Raw genomic sequence first — 16,599 nt, forward strand, 5'->3', positions numbered from 1 at the left:
TGTCGGTGGGAGGGAGCTGCGCGCTCGGCGAGGCGGCGGGCCCCCGTATGGCCGCCGCGGTGCGGATCATGCTAGGGAGCGGGGTCGGCGAGCGTCAATGGTCTGGACCAGCTAACCGTCAGCGCGATGGCCGGACCGCCGGCGGAACTGACGGAGGGTTGACTCCGCAAGGTGTGAGTGATTGAGTACTCACATGAAGAACGAACGCCCCCGCCAGTTGTCCACGGCCGAGGAGCGCCGCGAAACGGTGCTCCGCACCGCGATCGGAGCCTTCGCCTCGCGGGGGTACTTCGGCACCACGACCACCGAGGTCGGCAAGGCCGCCGGCATCTCGCAGGCCTACGTCTACCGCCTCTTCCCCAACAAGGAGTCACTGTTCGTCGCCGTCGTCGAGCACTGCTTCACCCGGGTCCGGGCCAGCCTGGAGGAGGGCGCGGCGCAGGCCGCGAGCAGCGCGCCGGAGGCCGTCCTGCACGCCATGGGGGAGGCCTACGCCAAACTGATCAGCGACAACGACCTGATGCTCGTCCAGCTGCACGCCCAGGCGGCGGCGGTCTCCGAACCGGCGATCCGGGAGGCCGTCCGGGCGGGCTACGCCCGGCTGGTCGAGTACGCCCGGGGCGCCTCCGGGGGCGACGAGCGGCAGATCCAGGAGTTCTTCGCCACCGGCATGCTCTGCCACCTGCTGGTGTCGATGGGCGCCGACGAGGTGGACGCGCCCTGGACGCGCACCCTGGCGGCCGGCATCACGCACTACTGAGGCACCGCGCCACCCCGGGACCGCCGGCCGGTGAGCGCCGGTCCCCGAGCACACCCGGCCGGCGGTCCCGGAGCACCGCACCCGGCCGGCGGTCCCGAAGCACCGCCCCCCGGCGGACCGCCGGTCCGCGCCCGAGCCAACCCCGCCGCGGCGGGGCGGCAGCCCGCACTCCCCCGAGGGCCGCCGCCTCGCCCACCCTTTGGCCATCCGAGTGAGTGGTCAATCACACATAGGAGTTCCAGTGGCCGCACCCGGCACGGAAACCGGTACGAACAGCGCTTTACGGCCCGGCGCCGCCGCACTCGCCGCCCTGGCGGGCGCCCAGTTCACCGTCGTCCTCAGCACCTCGATCGTCAACGTTGCCCTCCCGGCCGTCCGGGACGGCATCGGCCTCTCCGAGAGCGGCATGTCCTGGGTGGTCAACGCCTACGGCCTCGCCTTCGGCGCGCTGCTGCTGCCCGGCGGCCGGGTGGCGGACCTGCTCGGCCGCCGCCGCGTCCTCCTCGCCGGCCTCGCGCTCTTCGCCGCCGCCGCGCTCACCGCCGGCCTGGCCACCACCCCCTGGCTGCTCGTCACCGCCCGGGCCCTGCAGGGTCTCGGCGCCGCCGCGGTGGCCCCGGCCGCGCTCGCCCTGGTCATGCAACTCCACCCGGCCGGCCCCGGACGCGGAAGGGCACTCGGCGTCTGGGGTGCCGTCTCCGGCGCCGGCGGCGCGGCCGGCGTCCTGCTCGGCGGGGTGCTCACCGAGCGCCTCGGGTGGCCCTGGGTCTTCCACGCCTCGGCCGCCGGGGCGGTGCTGGTCCTCGTCGGCACCGTGCTCCTGGTGCCGGGCGGCGCCCCCACCGCGGCCGGCGGACGACTGGACCTCGGCGGCACCGTCACCGCCGCCCTCGGCCTGACCGCCCTCACCTACGGCCTCACCGCGGGCGGGCACGGCGGCTGGACCGCCCCCGGCCCCCTCACCGCCTTCGCGCTCGCCGCCGTGCTCCTCCCCGCCTTCGTGCTGCTGGAGCGGCGCCACCCGGATCCGCTGCTGCCGCGGCGCGTCCTCGCGGCGGGCCCGGTCGCCCCCGCCAACCTGGTGATGGCGCTCCTGGGCTCGGTCTGGGTCGGCCTCTTCTACTTCCTGCCGCTCTACCAGCAGCAGGTGCTCGGCGCGGGCCCCCTGGCCGCCGGGCTCGGCCAGCTCCCGCTCGCCGCCGCCACCACGGCCGGCTCCTCGCTCGCGCCGCGGATCGCCGCCCGGATCGGCCCGACCGCCACCCTCGCCGCGGGCCTGCTCACCCTGGCCGGCGGGCTGCTCTGGCTCGCCGCGATCCGGTCCGACGGCACCTACCCCGCCGACCTGCTCGGCCCGCTCCTGCTGGTCGGGTTCGGCCTCGGCCCCGCCTTCGTCCAGCTGACCTCGGCAGCCGTCACCGGCGTCGCCGCGGCCGACTCCGGCCTGGCCGGCGGCCTGGTCAACACCAGCCGGCAACTCGGCGGCGCCGTCGGCCTGGCCGTCCTCGGCAGCCTCGCCGCCTCGGCCACCGCCGGCTCGGCCGCCCACCACGCCCGGGCCGCCGCGCTCACCGAGGGGTACCGCACCGCCTTCCTGGCCTCGGCACTCGTGCTCGCCGCCGCGACGGCGCTCACCCCCTACCTGGCGCGCCGCACGCCCGCGGCCGCCCCCGCCGTCCCCGCGCCGGCCCCGCGTTAACCGCAGGGCCAGGGCCCCCGACGCGCCCCCACGCCCGTCCCGCCGGCCCGCCTCCGCACGTTCCGTCCCACACGTTCCACTCAGGGAGAGACCACCATGACCGTCCACACCATCGACCAGAACGCGCCCGTCATCGTCCGCCTGACCACCACGGTCGGCGCACCGCTCGCCGTCGTCTGGTCCCTGCACACCGACGTCGACTCCTGGGCCACCTGGCTCCCGGACGTCGACCGGGCCCGCCTGGACGGCCCGCTCGCCCCCGGCGCCTCCTTCCACTGGCAGACCCACGGCCTGGACATCACGTCCACCGTGCTGGAGCTCGTCCCCGGCCGGCGGATCGTCTGGGGCGGCCCGGCCAACGGCATCGACGGCGTCCACGTCTGGACCTTCGAGGAGCGGGACGGCGCGGTCGTCGTCCACACCGAGGAGTCCTGGGCCGGCGCGCCGGTCGAGGCGCAGCCCGTCGAGCTGGAGGCCGCGCTGCGGGCCTCCCTGGAGGGCTGGCTCGGGCACCTCAAGGCGCAGGCCGAGCAGCGCTGAACCCACCCCGGCGATCGAGAACGTCGCCGATCCCTCGTCGAGCAAAGCCGAAGACGTCCACCGCACACCGAGATCCGAGGAGCACCGACCACCATGACCGCCACCAAGCCCCCCTACCTGACCGGCCACTACACCCCCGTCGCCGACGAGATCACCGCCACCGACCTCACCGTCGAGGGCCACCTGCCGCCCGAACTGACCGGCCGACTGATCCGCAACAGCCACAACCCCAAGCCCGGCATCACCCCCACCCACTGGTTCAAGGGCAGCGGCATGGTCCACGGCATCCGCCTGCGCGACGGCCGCGCCGAGTGGTACCGCAACCGCTGGGTGCACACCCCCGCCCTCGACGGCGCCCCCTACCTCACCGACCACGGCCCCGACCTCACCGCCTCCACCGCCGGCACCCACGTCATCGAACACGGCGGCCGCCTGCTCGCCCTCTGCGAGGCCGCGCTCCCCTTCGAGCTCACCCCCGACCTGGAAACGGTCGGCGCGTTCGACTGGAACGGCAAGCTGACCTCCGCCATGACCGCCCACCCCAAGGAGGACCCGGTCACCGGCGAGCTGCACTTCTTCGCCTCCTCACCCTTCCCGCCCTACCTGATCCACCACGTCGCCTCCCCCGACGGCGCGGGTCTGACCAGCCAGGAGGTCCCGGGCGCGACCGCGGCGCTCAAGCACGACTTCGCCATCACCGAGCACCACGTGGTCTTCCTGGAGGGCTCGGTCGCCCTGGACCTGTCCGACCACTCGGGCATCCCGTACGGCTGGAGCGACGCCCAGGTCTCGCGGATCGGCGTCATGCCGCGCGGCAACGGCGGTGCGGCGAAGGTCCGTTGGTACGAGATCGGCCAGGGCTTCGCGATGCACCTGGCCAACGCCTACGAGGACGCGCGGGGCCGGATCGTCGTCGAGGGCCCGTCGGTGGGCAGGGACGGCTGGCAGCGCTCCTGGAACTGGTGGGTCGGTGCCCCCGACCGCGGCGCCGAGCCCAACTCCGGCTCCCGCAGCCGCCGCTGGACCGTCGACCCGGCGGCCGGCACCGTCCGGGAGGAGCAGACCGACGACCTCACCGTCGAGTTCCCGACCATCAACGAGGCGTTCCTCGGGCGTGAGCACCGGTTCCAGTACGCGCTCTCCTTCCCCGACGACCGCGGCATCGGCAACCACGCCCTGGTCAAGTACGACCGCCGCACCGGCGAGCGGCGGTTGCTCCCGGTCGGTACCGGGCAGCTCCCGAGCGAGGCGGTGTTCGTCCCGGCGGAGGACGGCGCCGACGAGGACGCCGGGTACCTGCTGACGGTCGTCAGCGACCTCAACGCGGACGCCTCGAAGCTGCTCGTCCTGGACGCCTCCGACCTCTCCGTCCCGCCGGTCGCCACCGTCCACCTCCCGCGCCGGGTGCCGGCGATGATCCACGGCTCCTGGATTCCGGACACCGACCTCGGCTGACGGCCCCACCCCCTTCTCCGCGGCCTCCGCCCCCCACCCCCTTCTCCGCGTCCGCCCCGGCTCTCCCCGCCAGGGCGGACGCGGTCAGGCGCGGGCCCGGTCAGGTGGGCGCGGGCGCGGCCAGGCGTTGACGCGGTCGCGGCCAGGCGGACGCGGCCAGGGCTCACGCGGGCGCGATCAGGCGTTGGCGCCCTGGACGGCGTCCAGGGCCGGGGCGAGGACGGCGAAGGCCTGCTCCAGCAGGGCGCCCGGGTCCTCGGCGCCGTCGCTGTCGCTCCACCGGCGCAGCACCGCGTCGAACGCGGACAGCGCCATCCCGGCGGCGAGCGACGGGTACATCGCGGTGGCCGGGTCGAGGCGGAGACGGTCCGCCAGCTCCGCCGCCAACTCCTCGCGCCACTGCGCCTGGCGCTCCAGGAACCGGGCGAGCAGGGCCGGGGTCCGCAGGATCAGCTGCACCACGCGCAGAGCCCGGTCGTCGTGGCCGGGACGGTCATCGCCGCCGGGACGGTCGGCGGGGGCGGCGGGGGCGGCATGACCGGTCCGGCCGGCGCCGTCCGCGCAGGCGGTGACGGAGATCCAGACCGCATGCCGCAGGGCGGCGGAGGGCGACTCCCCGGCCGGCCGGGCCGCCAACTCCGCGCGCATCCCCGGCCCCAGCTCGGCCAGGACCTGGACCACGACGTCCTCCTTGGACGCGAAGTACCGGAAGAACGTCCGCTTGGAGACCCCGGCGGCCACCGCGATCTCGTCGATGGTGACCGCGTCGAACCCCTTCTCCGCGAGCAGTCGCAGGGCCGCTTCGGCCAGTTCGTTCGCGACGAGTCGACGCTTGCGCTCGGCCATGGTCAGTTCGGGGCGAGGAGTCACCCCGCCATCGTAGCGCGATGCCTTCCATGACACTTGGAGGCGTCTTGACACCAAGTGCCATCGCGGTCAGCATGTGCCGCATGACTGTGCATCAGGAATGGACCGCCGCGCACATCCCCGACCAGACCGGCCGGGTCTTCGTCGTCACGGGGGCCAACAGCGGCCTCGGCCTCGCCACCACCCGCGCCCTGGCCCGACGGGGCGGAACGGTGGTCCTGGCGGTACGCGACGAGCGGAAGGGCCACCGGGCCGTCGCCGACCTGCGCGCCGCACAGCCGGACGCGCGACTGGAGGTGCGCCGGCTCGACCTGGCCGACCTCGACTCCGTCCGCGCCTTCGCCCGCGAGCTCCGCGCCGACCACCCCCGGCTGGACGTGCTGGTCAACAACGCCGGCATCATGGCCCCGCCGCGCACGCTGAGCGCCCAGGGCCACGAGCTCCAGTTCGCCGCCCACCACCTCGGCCACTTCGCGCTCACCGGCCTGCTGCTCGACCGCCTCGCCGAAGGGCACGACCCCCGGGTGGTCACGGTGAGCTCGATCAACCACCGGAAGGGGCGCCTCCACTTCGACGACCTAGACGGGCGCGAGGGGTACGCGCCGATGACCTTCTACAACCAGTCCAAGTTCGCCAACGCGGTCTTCGGCCGGCAGCTGCACCTGCGACTGGCCGCGGCCGGCAGCCCGGTGCGCAGCCTGCTCGCGCACCCCGGGTTCACCGCCACCAACATCGTGACCGGCGAACCGACCGCGCTGTACCGGGTGCTCTTCGGCCTCCTCGCCCGCCCGTTGGCCCAGCACCCCGACCGGGGCGCGCTGCCGCAGCTCTACGCGGCGACCGGACCGGGGCTCGCGGGCGGAGAGTTCGTCGGCCCGGACGGCCGGGGCGAACTGCGCGGCGCGCCCACCCTGGTGGAGCTGTCGCCCGCGGCGGCGGACACCGAAACCGGGCGTCGGCTCTGGGAGTTGTCGGAACGCCTGACCGACGTCCGGTACGGCCTGCCGAGCCCCGCCTGACCTCGTGAGCCCCCGCACCCGGGACCGCCCCAGGACCGTGCGCACCTGCCGCGATCCCACCCGCTCCCGGCTCGTGCTTGGGGACGGCGCCGGCCCGCCCGTGCTCGGCCGGCCGACTCCGGGTGGGTCGGCCGGCCGTACGGCTCCTGGGCTGCCGAGGTGTCAGCTCACGGGAGTGGTGATGGTCGCGGTGTTGTTGTCGGGGTTGGGGTCGGGGGTGCTGCTGCTGACCTTCGCGGTGGTGGTGATGCTCCCGCCGCTGGTGGCCACCGCCTTGACCACGATCGTGGTGGTCGCGTCGGTGCCGCCGGCGCGCGCCCCGAGGTTGCAGGTCACCGAGTTGGTGGAGCCGGCCGGCGGCGTGGTGCAGCTGCCGGTGGACGGGGTGGCGCTGACGAACCTGGCGTTGGCCGGCAGGGTGTCCGTGAAGGTCACGTTCTCCGCGGTGGCCGGTCCGGCGTTGTGCACGGTGACCGTGTAGGTGAGGTTGGTGCCGTTCGGCACCGGTTCGGGGCTGGCGCTGATCGCCACGGACAGGTCGGCGAGCGGGGTGCTCAGCCCCAGGCTGAACCGGGTGCCGGCGGAGAGGGCGGTGACGCCGTCGAGGAACCGGGTGCAGGGCGCGACCTGCCCGACGGCGCAGACCTGGACCGGCTTGTTCCGGCTGGTGGTCGTGCCGTCCCCCAATTGACCGTAGGCGTTGTAGCCCCAGGTGACCGCGGTGCTGTTGGAGCGGACCGCCATGCTGTGGACGGCGTTCGAACCAGCCGCGACGGCGCTGACGCCGCTCAGGTACGTGCCGCAGGGAGTGGGCACGCCGGGGGCGCAGACGCGCACGGGCGTGGTCCGGTTGGTGTTCGTGCCGTCGCCGAGCTGGCCGCTGAAGTTGTACCCCCAGGCGCGGACGAAGCCGCCGGAGACCAGCGCCAGACTGTGGCTGTTTCCGGCCGCGATGCCCGTGACGCCGTTCAGGTAGCTCGCGCAGGGGGCGGTCGCCCCGATGGCGCAGACCGGCACCGGACCGAGCCGGTTCGTGGTGGTGCCGTCGCCGAGCTGGCCGCTGCTGTTGTCGCCCCAGGCGACGACGGTGCCGTCGGCACGCAGCGCCATGCTGTGGGAGGCTCCGGCGGCGAGTGCCGTCACGCCGGTCAGGTAGCTGGTGCAGTCGGGTGTCCCGCAGACCCGTACGGGGACGGGACTGGCGGTGGTGGTTCCGTCCCCCAGCTGGCCGATGCCGTTGTTCCCCCAGGCGACCACACTGCCGTCGGAGAGCAGCGCGAGGGTGTGGGTGTAGCCGGCGGACACGGCGACCACGTCGCTCAGCGGCTGGCTGCAGTCGCCCACCGCGCAGACGTACACCGGTACGGCCCGGTCGGTGTTGGTGCCGTCCCCGATCTGGTCGTTGAGGTTGTTCCCCCAGGCGACGACCGTGCCGTCCTTGCGCAGCGCCACGGTGTGGAGGTAGCCCGCGGAGACCGCGACCACGTCGGTCAGCGGACCGTCGCAGGTGAACGGCGCGCAGACCTGGACGGGGGTGGTCCGGTCGATCGTGGTGCCGTCCCCGAGCTTGCCGGTGTAGTTGTTGCCCCAGGTGACGACGGTGCCGTCGGCGCGCAGCGCCACGCCCTGCGTGTCACCGGCGGAGACGGCGATGGCGTCCTGGAGCGCACCGGTACAGGACGCGGACCCGCAGACGCGTCCTGGGGCGAGGCTCTGGCCGGCGGTGGTGCCGTCGCCGAGGGTGGCGGAGGTGTTGTCGCCCCACGCCAGCGCGGTGCCGGGGACGGCGGGGCGGATGTCCCGGCCGGCGGCGGCCTCCGCCCGGGCTCCCGGGGAACCGGGCAGCAGCAGGACGGCCGCCAGTGCGCCGACCAGGAGTGCCCGGCTTCTTCGCACGGGACGGGGGCGGGGGTCGGGCCGGTGTTCCAACGCGGTCATGCACGCTCCTCTCACGGGTACCGGCCCGGCCGCCCATGCGCACCGGACCGGGATGTCGCTCCACACCATGCGACGCGACCTCGGCGCGTACGCGTCAGCGACACCTCGGGGTCACTCGTTCAGTGGCGCCGGTTCACGTGCTCCGCAGCGGCCCTCCCGGATGCGACCGCCCGGCGTGGGAAGTCGCACCCGCCGACTTCCCGTGCTTCACCGTTCTGTCCTCCGTTCTCCTCCCCGTTCAGCTCCGGGCTGCCGAGCGGTCGAGGAAGCACCGCAGGCCGGTCCGGACGCCCTGACACCCCCGCCCCCGCTGCAGGCCCTCGCGCCGGAGCTCACCTGTTACGTCGCCGGTCTGTCGAAGAACGTGGCCCCGGGCTGCGGTTCGGGTTCGCCGTCCTGCCCGGCCGTCAGCTCGCCGCCGTCACCAGCGGCCTGCGCGCCACGGCGTGGGGCACCCCGGGACTGGCCACCGCGGTCGCCACCGGCTGGCTCGCCGACGGTACGGTCACCCGCCTCGACCGGGACCGCCGCGCGGACGCCGCCGCCCGGCAGGCCATCGCCCGCACCGCACTGGCCGGCCTGGACGTCACCGCGCACCCGGCCTCGTACCTGGTGTGGCTCGGCCTGGAGCCGCACCAGCGTCCCGACCACGTCGCGACCGTGCTCGCCGAGGCCGGGATCCTGGTGTCCACCGCGGACGCCTTCGCCACCGGCCCGCGCCGACCGCGGGCACTCCGGCTGGCCCTGGCCACGGGGCGAACTGGGCGATGCGCTGAGGCGGCTGCGGACGGCGATCGATTCGATTCCACCGTGACCGGAGCTCGGTCTGGCTGCCGTGCCCGGAGTGGGAAGTTCGGACCCACCGGCTTCCCACTCCGGGAGCGGGGCGGCGCTGCGGGGCGGCGCTGCGGGGCGCCTGCCCGCCGTTCCGCGGGCTCGCCGTCGGCGGAGGGCGCGGTGCGCTCGGAGCGGAGGTGGACCAGCGCCTCGTCCACGAGGCCGCGCAGGAGACCGGGGCACCGCCACGGCTCGACCGGATCGTCGCTCCACGACCTGAGTTCGGCCCGCCCACCGGGACCGCGCAGGTGGTGGCCGGTCGCGGCCCCGCCGCTCGGATCGCCGTCCCGTTCGGGGTGCTCGTCGGCGGCGTGCGAGCAGGACGCCTCGCCCAGGTGCGACAACGCCGCCTCAAGGCCCGCGGTCATCGAGTCGAAGACGGGCTTCTCGGTGCTCCGGCCCGAGATCGCGTACCACTGGCTCGCGTGCCGGCTGCTGACGTAGCCGGCCGCACGCCCTTGGTCGGTCGATCCGGGACCGGCTCAAGGACTTGCCCCCGGTGACGACTGAGGTGCTGCGGCTGCTGGGCGCGTACGCCGGTTCACTCGCCGCCCGCGACCTGGCCGCCCGCTGCCGGGACGGCCTGAACCATTCCGACCCCAGGTGGGCGGCGCGCAAGCGCGCGCTGACGGCGCAGTCGTCGTCGCGGTGGGCCGGGTCGATCCACACCAGCGGATCGGCCTCAGCAGGGTCAGATTCCGCCGAGACGCGGCCCCACGCCTCGATGAGCCACTCGGTCTCGGGGCCAGAAGTGTCGATCACGGACGGTAGGACACGCGCAACCCGTGCGGGCTTCCTGACTGGCCTGCTTGTCCCTCCTCTCACCTCCGCTCCGGCGCTCCTCCAGGAAGCCCGAAACTCTTCGGCAGGCACTCATCGGCCGGCCTCCGGGCTCGGGGCGGCGGGTATGGGCGGCAGCTCGGCGGCGTGGACGGTCAGGTCGCCGGAGGAGACCGGGGCGAAGGGAGCCGGGGCCATGCAGGTGCCCACCCTGCCCTCCACGGGCTGGCCGTTGCCGTCGGTGTCCATGTTGGCCACGCCCCAGGAGAAGCCGACCCGGTCGGGATGCTCGGGCGAGCCGCCGTCGTAGACGCTGAAGCCGCGCCGCCGGCCGACGGTGTCGGCGACCTCCGGGTCGGCCCTGGTGACGACCGCCGTGAACGACGCCGCCCGATCGCCCGTCACCAGACAGTCCACGGCCGCCTCCGAGGTCACCGTGCGATCCTGCGCCGTGACGTGGTGCGAGATCCGCACCGTGCCGCGCGCATCGGTCGGCAGACCCTGCGGCGCCCCCGGCAGCGGCCGGCTGAACGGCGCCGCCTCCACGTCGAAGGTGAACCGGATGTCGTCGTCCGGCGAGTAGACGTACGCGATCCGCGCCGATCCGCTGACCGCCGCCTTCGGCGCGTGCGCCACAGCCGTCGCCACAGCCGTCGCCGTCGCTTTCGCGTTCGAGGAGGCCGGGGCGCTGCCGGGCGCCGAGGTGGCGGCGGACGCGGAGGATCCCGCGCAGCCCCCCGCGGTGGCCATCAGCGCGGCCGCGGCGGCGAGCGCGCCGAGGGCCTTGGTACGGGTGGTGGTGACGGCGACGGACATGGCGAACTTCCTTCTCTGCCGGGCTGATGGCCCCGTCGACCGGGGCCCGGGGCATCGTCCTGATGACGGTTCAAGCGTGCCGCGCGGCCGCAGGCCGACCCAGTGCCGATCGGCAGGTCTTTGCCCCCTGGTTCGCATCCCGGTGCCCCTGCCGTTCGGCAGGGGCACCGGGCAGACCAGGCGCGCACCGACGGGGCCGCCGGTCCGGGGCGCCACGCTCCGCCCGAGCAGATGTCCGCGGCGGCGGCGGCCGGGTCGGAGCTCCGCGAGGGAGAGGCCGAACAGTGACCGTGGAGTCCCCGGAGTTCCGCGCGAACGTGGAACCACCGCGGAACCCGCGCCGCCCGCCCCGCGGGGGGCGCAGCCGGGGCGCGGCGGCGGCCGTCGCCGCCCGGTGACCGGTGCGGTCGCCCTCGCCGCCGTCGCGGCCGCCGGGACCGGTGCCACCTCCGCCGCGGGCCCCGGGAGGGCGAGCTGCGGCAGGCGCTCCGCGGCCCGCCGCGGGCGCACGACCCAGGCACCCCACTCGGCCTGCTCCTCCCGAAGAACCGCCCGGCCGTCGGGCAGCGCGCCGTTTCCTCCGACGCGATGGGCGGGCCCACCTAGCTCACCTGCGACATCGGTGGACGGCCGGCAGCTGGTCCACGTCCTGGCCTCCAGCCAGCACCCCGACCGGCCGGCCGGGACCAGCAACACCGCCCCGGCGTCCGGGAGCTGATCGACCGGGGCGTCGTCACCGGCGCCGGCAGTGCCTCGGTGGCGGGCTCCTGCCCGGACTCCCGGGACCTGGCGGCCGTGGTCACCGTCCTGTCGGCCCCCGCCGTCCGCCCCGCCCCCCGGCGGACCAGGATCCGGGCCGGCGTGCCCAGGCCGACCTGGCCGACCTGGCCGACCTCGCCGACCTGGCCGAGGCCGTCCTCGCCGGACAGCGCCAGGAGATCCGCCATTGACCCCCGCCCGTCAGCGCGAGTTGTCAGTTCCCTCCCCTAGTCTGCGGGCATGACCACTACCGAGGCCGGAACCCTCTCGCGTGCGGTGCTCGACGAGCACGTCGCGGCGATCGACGGCATGCTCGCGCAGCCCTTCCCGGAGACGGCGCGGGCCGACCGGACCGGGCACGCCGGCCCGGGGCACCGGGTGCGCCTCCTGCGGGAGAGCCGGGACTTCTGGGACGACGAGGACGGCCGCGCAATGCAGGAGGCCGACGCGGAGATGTCCGCGTGCCTCGACGCCCTGGTCGCGGTGTTCACGGACCGCTGGGGTGAGCCGGTGGACGTCGACCTGTGGTCGTACCTGACGGCCGGCTACGAGGACGACGGGGCGGCCGACGTGCCCGAGCCGATCGAGTCCCTCTGCCAGCTGGCCGTCACCCTCTGGGTGTGGCCGCTCCCGGAGCACGACCGCTGGCTCGGGCTCACCGTCGGCCAGGGGGACAAGGAGCTGCCGCTCGAACTGCTGGCGGCCGTCGGCCGCGGGCCCGTGCCCGCGCGGAGTGCGAAAGACGATTGACGCCCGTCGCGGGCCGGTGGTCGGATGACGTCCATGAGCGCAGCGCAGCCGCACCCCGGCACACACCCCATGGACGACGGCCTCGTCCGCCGGTTGATCGCCGGTCAGTTCCCGCAGTGGGCGGGGCGGACGGTGGAGCGCTGGCCGTCCGGCGGCACGGTCAACGCCGTGTACCGGCTGGGCGACGACCTCGTCGTCAGACTGCCGCTGGTGCGGGGCGGGGCCGGCGACGTGGCGATGGAGCAGGAGTGGCTGCCCCGCCTCGCGCCCCACCTGCCCACGCGCATTCCCGAGGTGCTCGGGGCCGGGACGCCCGCCGAGGGGTATCCGTGGCCGTGGTCGGTGTACAGCTGGCTGGCCGGCGAGCTGCCCGAGGCGGGGGCGCTGAGCGAGCCCGCGCTGCTGGCCAAGGACCTGGCCGAGTTCGTGGCGGCGATGTGGGTCGTCCCGCTGCCGGGCGCGCCGCGGGCGCACCGGGGCGGGCCGGTCGCCTCGCTCGACGGGGAGACCCGGGCGGCCGTCGAGGCGCTGCGCGGGATCCCCGAGGAGGGCGTCGACTGCGACGCCGTGCTCGCCGTCTGGGAGGACACGCTGCGGGCCCCGGCGTGGGACGGCCCGCCGGTGTGGCTGCACGGCGACCTGATGCCGGGCAACCTGCTGGTCGACGGCGGCAGGCTGGCCGCGGTGATCGACTTCGGCTGCGCGGGGGTGGGGGATCCGGCCTGCGACCTCTTCCCGGCGTGGAACCTGCTGCCGGCCGACGCCAGGGCGGTCTTCCGCGCGGCGCTGGCCGTGGACGAGGCGACCTGGATCCGCGGCCGCGGGCGGACGCTCTCCCAGGCAGTGATCGCGCTGCCGTACTACCGGACGACGAACCCCGCGATGGCGGCGAACGCCCGGCACGTGATCCGGGCGGTGCTGGCGGAGGGCTGACGAGCCGGCCGCCCGGTCGAGCCTGTGCCGTCAGCTGCCGTGGCCGGCCGCCAGCGACTTGCCCGCGGCGCCGGCCCGGGGGATTCCGTCGACCGCGACACAGATGCCGAAGACGCGGTCATGACCGGTCCAGCCGTTGACGCGGCCCCGGTTGTTGCTGATCTGCACCCGCTTCCGCGCCGGGTCGAGCGAGGACACCAGGTGCGGGTACACGGTGCCGGCGACCCGGGCGAGGACGATGTCCCCGAGCTCCAGCTTCGACGGGTCGGCCGGGGCCGCCGTCACCAGCTGCCGACTGCGTATCAGCGGAACCATCGAGGAGCCGCTCGGGCGGAACTCGACGGTGGCCCCGCCGGCGACCCGCGCTGCCACCGCGTCCAATGCACCCATCCGGCGATCGTGGCAGCTCCAGCCCGGTCCGCCCACCGGTTTTCCCCCGGGTTGCCACCGCCCCGCGGCCGGCGGCCTCGTCGCACTGGGCGGCGGCGTACCGCCGGATCGTGCGGCCGCCTCCGGCCCCGGCCGGGGGCGGCCTCCCGGGGAAGCCGGCCCCTACCCGTAGGTGGGCCGCTGCGGCCAGCCCGCCGGGGAGTCCTCCCAGTCCTCCTGGCGGCCGTACGGGGTGAGGTCGAGGACGCTGTTGTGGAAGACCAGCCGGTCCACCCCGCGCGAGTAGGTGCTGTACGTCCGGTAGACGTCGTCCCCGTCGCGCAGGAACACGCTCAGCAGGAAGCCGCCACCGGCCCCGGTGTCCTCGGCGAACGACGTGCCGTGCGACGAGACGAACGGCAGCGTCCAGCCCATCCGTTCCTTGAGCGCCTCGATCTGCGCGAGCGGCATGTCGGACACGGTCACCCAGGTCACGCCGCGCTCGGCCAGCCGGTCCAGCCCCTGCGTCGGGACGTTCTTGGTGAAGCCCGTGCAGCCCGGGCAGACGTGGTCCGGCCCCCGGTCCATGAACTGGTAGACGACGAGCTGGTTCCGGCCCTCGAACAGGTCGAGCAGGCTCCTCGTCCCCGCCGGGGTGTCGAAGGCGTAGTCGGTGGCGAACTTGACCATCGGCAGACGGCGGCGGCGGGCCGCGAGCGCGTCCTGGGCGCGGGTCAGTTCCTTCTCGGCCTTGAGCAGCTCCTCGCGCGCGAGCTGCCACTCCTCGGCCGTGACGATCGCAGGTTTCTCCATGCGGGGATTGTGGCGCGCGGGTCTGACACTCGACGGCCAACCAGCGTGTCACGAAGGTGTGGTGTCGGCTCGTCAGGCGGCTCGCTGGCCGTGGATGAGGAGGGGGAGAGCACGGGAGAGGTTGGCGAGGGCCTGTTGGACGCGGGCGTTCTGGGCGGGGCTCATCAGAGCGGGGAGGTGGGCCGGGTCGGCGAAGCGGGCGCCGTGCAGGTTGGAGCGGCACTGGGGCGGGACGGTGAGGCGGGAGGCGTCGTGGTCGGTGACGGTGCCGCCGTCGAAGACGAGGTTGAGGCGCTCCAGGTGGCGGTCGGCGGGGGTGAAGTCCACGGCGAGGAGCGTGGTGAGGCGGCGCTGCAGGCCGGTCTGGGCGTGGAGGTGGCGGGCGGCGGCGTGGTGCGGGGGCTCGTTGGGCGCGGCCGCGCCCCCGGGGAGAATGAGGCCGTCCAGGTAGTCGGGGTCGACGAGGAGCACCTGCCCGGCGGGGTCGCGCAGGAGGGTGAGGCAGCCGAGCCGGCAGACCGGCGGCTTGGCGAGCAGGCGGGGGTCGCGGTGCATGGGGGACACGGCTCTACTTCCGGGTGTGACGGTGGTGCGTGGCGGCGAGCAGGGACGGCGGCGAAGAGGAGCCACCAGGCGAGGCGGGCGGCGAGGAGGTCAATCGCCATCGGTTCGCCCGCGCTCGTGGCGCAGGCCCTTCCGGAGCAGGTCGGTGATGCGCAGGATCGTGTCGGTGCGGGCCGAGCCGAGGTTGACGAGGTAGGCGCCGGTGAGGCGACCGTAGTCCCAGTCCACTTCGAGGGAGGGGAGTTTGGCGTCGGCGAGGGCGAGGACGGCGGCGAGGTCCTCGACGGCGGAGGCGGCCTCCCGGCGCTGCTCGGCGGTGGCGCGGTTGAGGACGGCACCCATCAGGCGGCCCTCCGGCGGGACTCGAAGGTGCGCCAGGCCGAAGCGGCGGCGGAGAGCGTGGGGAAGCCGGCGAGTTCACCGGAGGGGTCGCGGAGCCACTCCCCCGTGAGCTCGTTGCGGACGCGGTAGACCCGGGCGGCGGGGTCCCAGCGGAGCCCGTAGCCGTGGAGCGTGGTGGGCGGGTGGACGCGAGCGGAATACATGGACACCCTCCGGAGTTGGGATCTCACGTTCTGTACCCATGCTGCCCCGGTCGCAGTTACCCTCGGAAGCGAAGTTGGATTTGACTTTGAGGAGGCCCACGTTGGAGCACCCGTGGTGAACCGCAAGGAACTCGATCCCTCGGCCGGTAGATGGGCGCCCTTCGGAGTGCAGCTCCGCAGGTCACGGGAGGCTGCCGGCCTCACGCAGTCTCAACTGGCCAAGCTCATGGGCTTCCACTACTCAACAGTTTCGTTCGCAGAACTTGGAACGAAGCAGGTGTCACTGAACTTCGCACGTGCGGCAGATCAGGCGTTGTCGACGCACGGAACTCTGGCGCTCATGTGGCGGCAGGCGTCCAACTCCGCCGGCCTCGCGGAGGGGTTCACCGAGTTCGCCGGCCTCGAGGCGAAGGCCAAGGAGCTGCGACTCTACGAAGTCACCCTGATTCCAGGCCTGCTCCAGACCCATGCCTATGCGGAGGCAGAGCTGTCCGAGGCCGTCCTGCGTGGCGAGATCACGAACGATCAGGCCGATGAGCGCCTGAACTTCCGACTCGCCCGACAGGCGCTTCTTCACCGCGCCCAGCCGCCCCTGGTATACGCGGCATTGGCCGAGAGCGTCATTCGCTGGTCCCTCGGAGGCCCGGTCGTCATGGCAAGGCAACTCCAACACCTCGAGGAGCTGGCGTCGCAGCCGAACATCCTCGTCCAGGTGGTGCCGTTCTCGCTCGCCACGCGGCCGTACCAAACAGCCGTGACCCTGCTGACCATGCCCGATGAAAGCCAGCTCGGTTACACCGAGATCCCCAATCGCGGATTCCTGGAGCGGGACCGCTCAACCGTTGCCATTTGGCGTAGACGATACGATCGTCTCCAGGTTGAAGCCCCGATGCGGGCCGTGTCCTTGGACATGATCCGTGCTGCACGGAAGGATCTATCAACATGACTCATCGCGGCACCAGTTGGCGAAAGAGCAGCTACAGCGGCGACGCGGGTCAGTGCATCGAGGTTGCCGACGGCTTCGCCGATGTCATGCCGGTCCGCGACTCCAAGGACCCGAACGGGCCCGCTCTCGTCTTTCCTTCCGAAGCCTGGGCGTCCTTCATCTCCGCCGTCCGCAACGGCGAGTTCGACTCCTGAGCCCCTCGACCACCG

The 16,599-nt window shown here is 74.1% G+C and carries 17 protein-coding genes; 9 read left to right on the plus strand and 8 right to left on the minus strand.

Features of this window, described 5'->3' with window-relative positions; genetic code table 11:
- Positions 1-193 precede the first annotated feature (193 nt).
- The 4 genes from ACFVHB_RS14180 (at position 194) to ACFVHB_RS14195 (ending at position 4,454) form a co-directional block, all read left to right on the plus strand.
- Entirely contained in the window at positions 194-760 is a 567-nt protein-coding gene (locus tag ACFVHB_RS14180) for a TetR/AcrR family transcriptional regulator (RefSeq protein WP_380320288.1), read from the plus strand.
- A 241-nt stretch (positions 761-1,001) separates the two neighbouring features.
- On the plus strand, positions 1,002-2,459 hold the full coding sequence (locus ACFVHB_RS14185) for an MFS transporter (protein WP_380320290.1): 1,458 nt from the start codon (positions 1,002-1,004) through the stop codon (positions 2,457-2,459).
- 96 nt (positions 2,460-2,555) lie between these two features.
- Positions 2,556-2,999 carry an SRPBCC family protein gene (locus tag ACFVHB_RS14190; RefSeq protein ID WP_380320293.1) on the plus strand — a complete coding sequence of 148 codons (444 nt, stop codon included), beginning with the start codon at positions 2,556-2,558 and terminating at the stop codon, positions 2,997-2,999.
- A gap of 93 nt (positions 3,000-3,092) precedes the next feature.
- Positions 3,093-4,454, plus strand: a complete 1,362-nt coding sequence (locus ACFVHB_RS14195; RefSeq protein WP_380320296.1) for a carotenoid oxygenase family protein — start codon at positions 3,093-3,095, stop codon at positions 4,452-4,454.
- Between the two features lie 177 nt (positions 4,455-4,631).
- Here the strand turns inward: ACFVHB_RS14195 and ACFVHB_RS14200 are convergent, their stop codons facing one another.
- A complete protein-coding gene (locus tag ACFVHB_RS14200; RefSeq protein ID WP_380320511.1) occupies positions 4,632-5,300 on the minus strand; it encodes a TetR family transcriptional regulator in 669 nt (222 codons plus the stop codon).
- 104 nt (positions 5,301-5,404) lie between these two features.
- On the opposite strand from ACFVHB_RS14200, the gene ACFVHB_RS14205 reads away from it, so the two are divergent.
- Positions 5,405-6,340 (plus strand): oxidoreductase, encoded by a 936-nt coding sequence (locus tag ACFVHB_RS14205; RefSeq protein ID WP_380320299.1) that lies wholly within the window; start codon positions 5,405-5,407, stop codon positions 6,338-6,340.
- A 162-nt stretch (positions 6,341-6,502) separates the two neighbouring features.
- Here ACFVHB_RS14205 and ACFVHB_RS14210 read toward each other — a convergent pair whose 3' ends face one another.
- Both ACFVHB_RS14210 and ACFVHB_RS14215 read right to left on the minus strand, forming a co-directional pair.
- The gene (locus ACFVHB_RS14210; protein ID WP_380320301.1) at positions 6,503-8,236 is read right to left on the minus strand and encodes a hypothetical protein; all 1,734 of its coding nucleotides are present in this window, start codon (positions 8,234-8,236) and stop codon (positions 6,503-6,505) included.
- 1,752 nt (positions 8,237-9,988) lie between these two features.
- Entirely contained in the window at positions 9,989-10,711 is a 723-nt protein-coding gene (locus ACFVHB_RS14215; RefSeq protein ID WP_380320304.1) for a hypothetical protein, read from the minus strand.
- Positions 10,712-11,710: 999 nt separating this feature from the next.
- On the opposite strand from ACFVHB_RS14215, the gene ACFVHB_RS14220 reads away from it, so the two are divergent.
- Together ACFVHB_RS14220 and ACFVHB_RS14225 are read left to right on the plus strand one after the other, a co-directional pair.
- The gene (locus ACFVHB_RS14220) at positions 11,711-12,220 is read left to right on the plus strand and encodes a hypothetical protein (RefSeq protein ID WP_380320307.1); all 510 of its coding nucleotides are present in this window, start codon (positions 11,711-11,713) and stop codon (positions 12,218-12,220) included.
- 33 nt (positions 12,221-12,253) lie between these two features.
- Positions 12,254-13,153 (plus strand): aminoglycoside phosphotransferase family protein, encoded by a 900-nt coding sequence (locus tag ACFVHB_RS14225; protein WP_380320310.1) that lies wholly within the window; start codon positions 12,254-12,256, stop codon positions 13,151-13,153.
- A gap of 30 nt (positions 13,154-13,183) precedes the next feature.
- Here ACFVHB_RS14225 and ACFVHB_RS14230 read toward each other — a convergent pair whose 3' ends face one another.
- The 5 genes from ACFVHB_RS14230 to ACFVHB_RS14250 all read right to left on the minus strand — a co-directional run bounded on the left by ACFVHB_RS14230 (position 13,184) and on the right by ACFVHB_RS14250 (position 15,444).
- Positions 13,184-13,543, minus strand: coding sequence for a S26 family signal peptidase (locus ACFVHB_RS14230; RefSeq protein WP_380320313.1), 360 nt, complete (start codon positions 13,541-13,543; stop codon positions 13,184-13,186).
- Positions 13,544-13,705: 162 nt separating this feature from the next.
- Positions 13,706-14,335, minus strand: coding sequence for a DUF899 domain-containing protein (locus tag ACFVHB_RS14235; RefSeq protein ID WP_380320316.1), 630 nt, complete (start codon positions 14,333-14,335; stop codon positions 13,706-13,708).
- A 72-nt stretch (positions 14,336-14,407) separates the two neighbouring features.
- Positions 14,408-14,890, minus strand: a complete 483-nt coding sequence (locus tag ACFVHB_RS14240; RefSeq protein ID WP_380320319.1) for an NUDIX domain-containing protein — start codon at positions 14,888-14,890, stop codon at positions 14,408-14,410.
- Between the two features lie 99 nt (positions 14,891-14,989).
- Complete coding sequence (locus ACFVHB_RS14245) at positions 14,990-15,241, minus strand: hypothetical protein (RefSeq protein WP_380320322.1); 252 nt, start codon at positions 15,239-15,241, stop codon at positions 14,990-14,992.
- Positions 15,241-15,444: a hypothetical protein gene (locus ACFVHB_RS14250; protein ID WP_380320325.1), complete on the minus strand. Its 204-nt coding sequence runs from the start codon at positions 15,442-15,444 to the stop codon at positions 15,241-15,243. Before ACFVHB_RS14250 ends, ACFVHB_RS14245 begins: the two co-directional genes overlap by 1 nt.
- A gap of 112 nt (positions 15,445-15,556) precedes the next feature.
- On the opposite strand from ACFVHB_RS14250, the gene ACFVHB_RS14255 reads away from it, so the two are divergent.
- Both ACFVHB_RS14255 and ACFVHB_RS14260 read left to right on the plus strand, forming a co-directional pair.
- A complete protein-coding gene (locus tag ACFVHB_RS14255) occupies positions 15,557-16,390 on the plus strand; it encodes a Scr1 family TA system antitoxin-like transcriptional regulator (protein ID WP_380320328.1) in 834 nt (277 codons plus the stop codon).
- On the plus strand, positions 16,387-16,584 hold the full coding sequence (locus ACFVHB_RS14260; RefSeq protein WP_380320331.1) for a DUF397 domain-containing protein: 198 nt from the start codon (positions 16,387-16,389) through the stop codon (positions 16,582-16,584). The genes ACFVHB_RS14255 and ACFVHB_RS14260 overlap by 4 nt, the downstream gene beginning before the upstream one ends.
- The last annotated feature ends 15 nt before the right edge of the window (positions 16,585-16,599 follow it).

This window comes from Kitasatospora sp. NPDC127111, assembly GCF_042677465.1.
Taxonomy (GTDB): domain Bacteria; phylum Actinomycetota; class Actinomycetes; order Streptomycetales; family Streptomycetaceae; genus Kitasatospora.

What these genes read in the sequence shown, in the direction of transcription:
- ACFVHB_RS14200 (WP_380320511.1), bottom strand. Translation starts at nt 5,300, where the DNA reads ATGGCCGAGCGCAAGCGTCGACTCGTCGCGAACGAACTGGCCGAAGCG.
- ACFVHB_RS14180 (WP_380320288.1), top strand. Translation starts at nt 194, where the DNA reads ATGAAGAACGAACGCCCCCGCCAGTTGTCCACGGCCGAGGAGCGCCGC.
- ACFVHB_RS14250 (WP_380320325.1), bottom strand. Translation starts at nt 15,444, where the DNA reads ATGTATTCCGCTCGCGTCCACCCGCCCACCACGCTCCACGGCTACGGG.
- ACFVHB_RS14205 (WP_380320299.1), top strand. Translation starts at nt 5,405, where the DNA reads ATGACTGTGCATCAGGAATGGACCGCCGCGCACATCCCCGACCAGACC.
- ACFVHB_RS14215 (WP_380320304.1), bottom strand. Translation starts at nt 10,711, where the DNA reads ATGTCCGTCGCCGTCACCACCACCCGTACCAAGGCCCTCGGCGCGCTC.
- ACFVHB_RS14245 (WP_380320322.1), bottom strand. Translation starts at nt 15,241, where the DNA reads ATGGGTGCCGTCCTCAACCGCGCCACCGCCGAGCAGCGCCGGGAGGCC.
- ACFVHB_RS14195 (WP_380320296.1), top strand. Translation starts at nt 3,093, where the DNA reads ATGACCGCCACCAAGCCCCCCTACCTGACCGGCCACTACACCCCCGTC.
- ACFVHB_RS14190 (WP_380320293.1), top strand. Translation starts at nt 2,556, where the DNA reads ATGACCGTCCACACCATCGACCAGAACGCGCCCGTCATCGTCCGCCTG.
- ACFVHB_RS14230 (WP_380320313.1), bottom strand. Translation starts at nt 13,543, where the DNA reads ATGGGTGCATTGGACGCGGTGGCAGCGCGGGTCGCCGGCGGGGCCACC.
- ACFVHB_RS14225 (WP_380320310.1), top strand. Translation starts at nt 12,254, where the DNA reads ATGAGCGCAGCGCAGCCGCACCCCGGCACACACCCCATGGACGACGGC.
- ACFVHB_RS14260 (WP_380320331.1), top strand. Translation starts at nt 16,387, where the DNA reads ATGACTCATCGCGGCACCAGTTGGCGAAAGAGCAGCTACAGCGGCGAC.
- ACFVHB_RS14235 (WP_380320316.1), bottom strand. Translation starts at nt 14,335, where the DNA reads ATGGAGAAACCTGCGATCGTCACGGCCGAGGAGTGGCAGCTCGCGCGC.
- ACFVHB_RS14220 (WP_380320307.1), top strand. Translation starts at nt 11,711, where the DNA reads ATGACCACTACCGAGGCCGGAACCCTCTCGCGTGCGGTGCTCGACGAG.
- ACFVHB_RS14240 (WP_380320319.1), bottom strand. Translation starts at nt 14,890, where the DNA reads ATGCACCGCGACCCCCGCCTGCTCGCCAAGCCGCCGGTCTGCCGGCTC.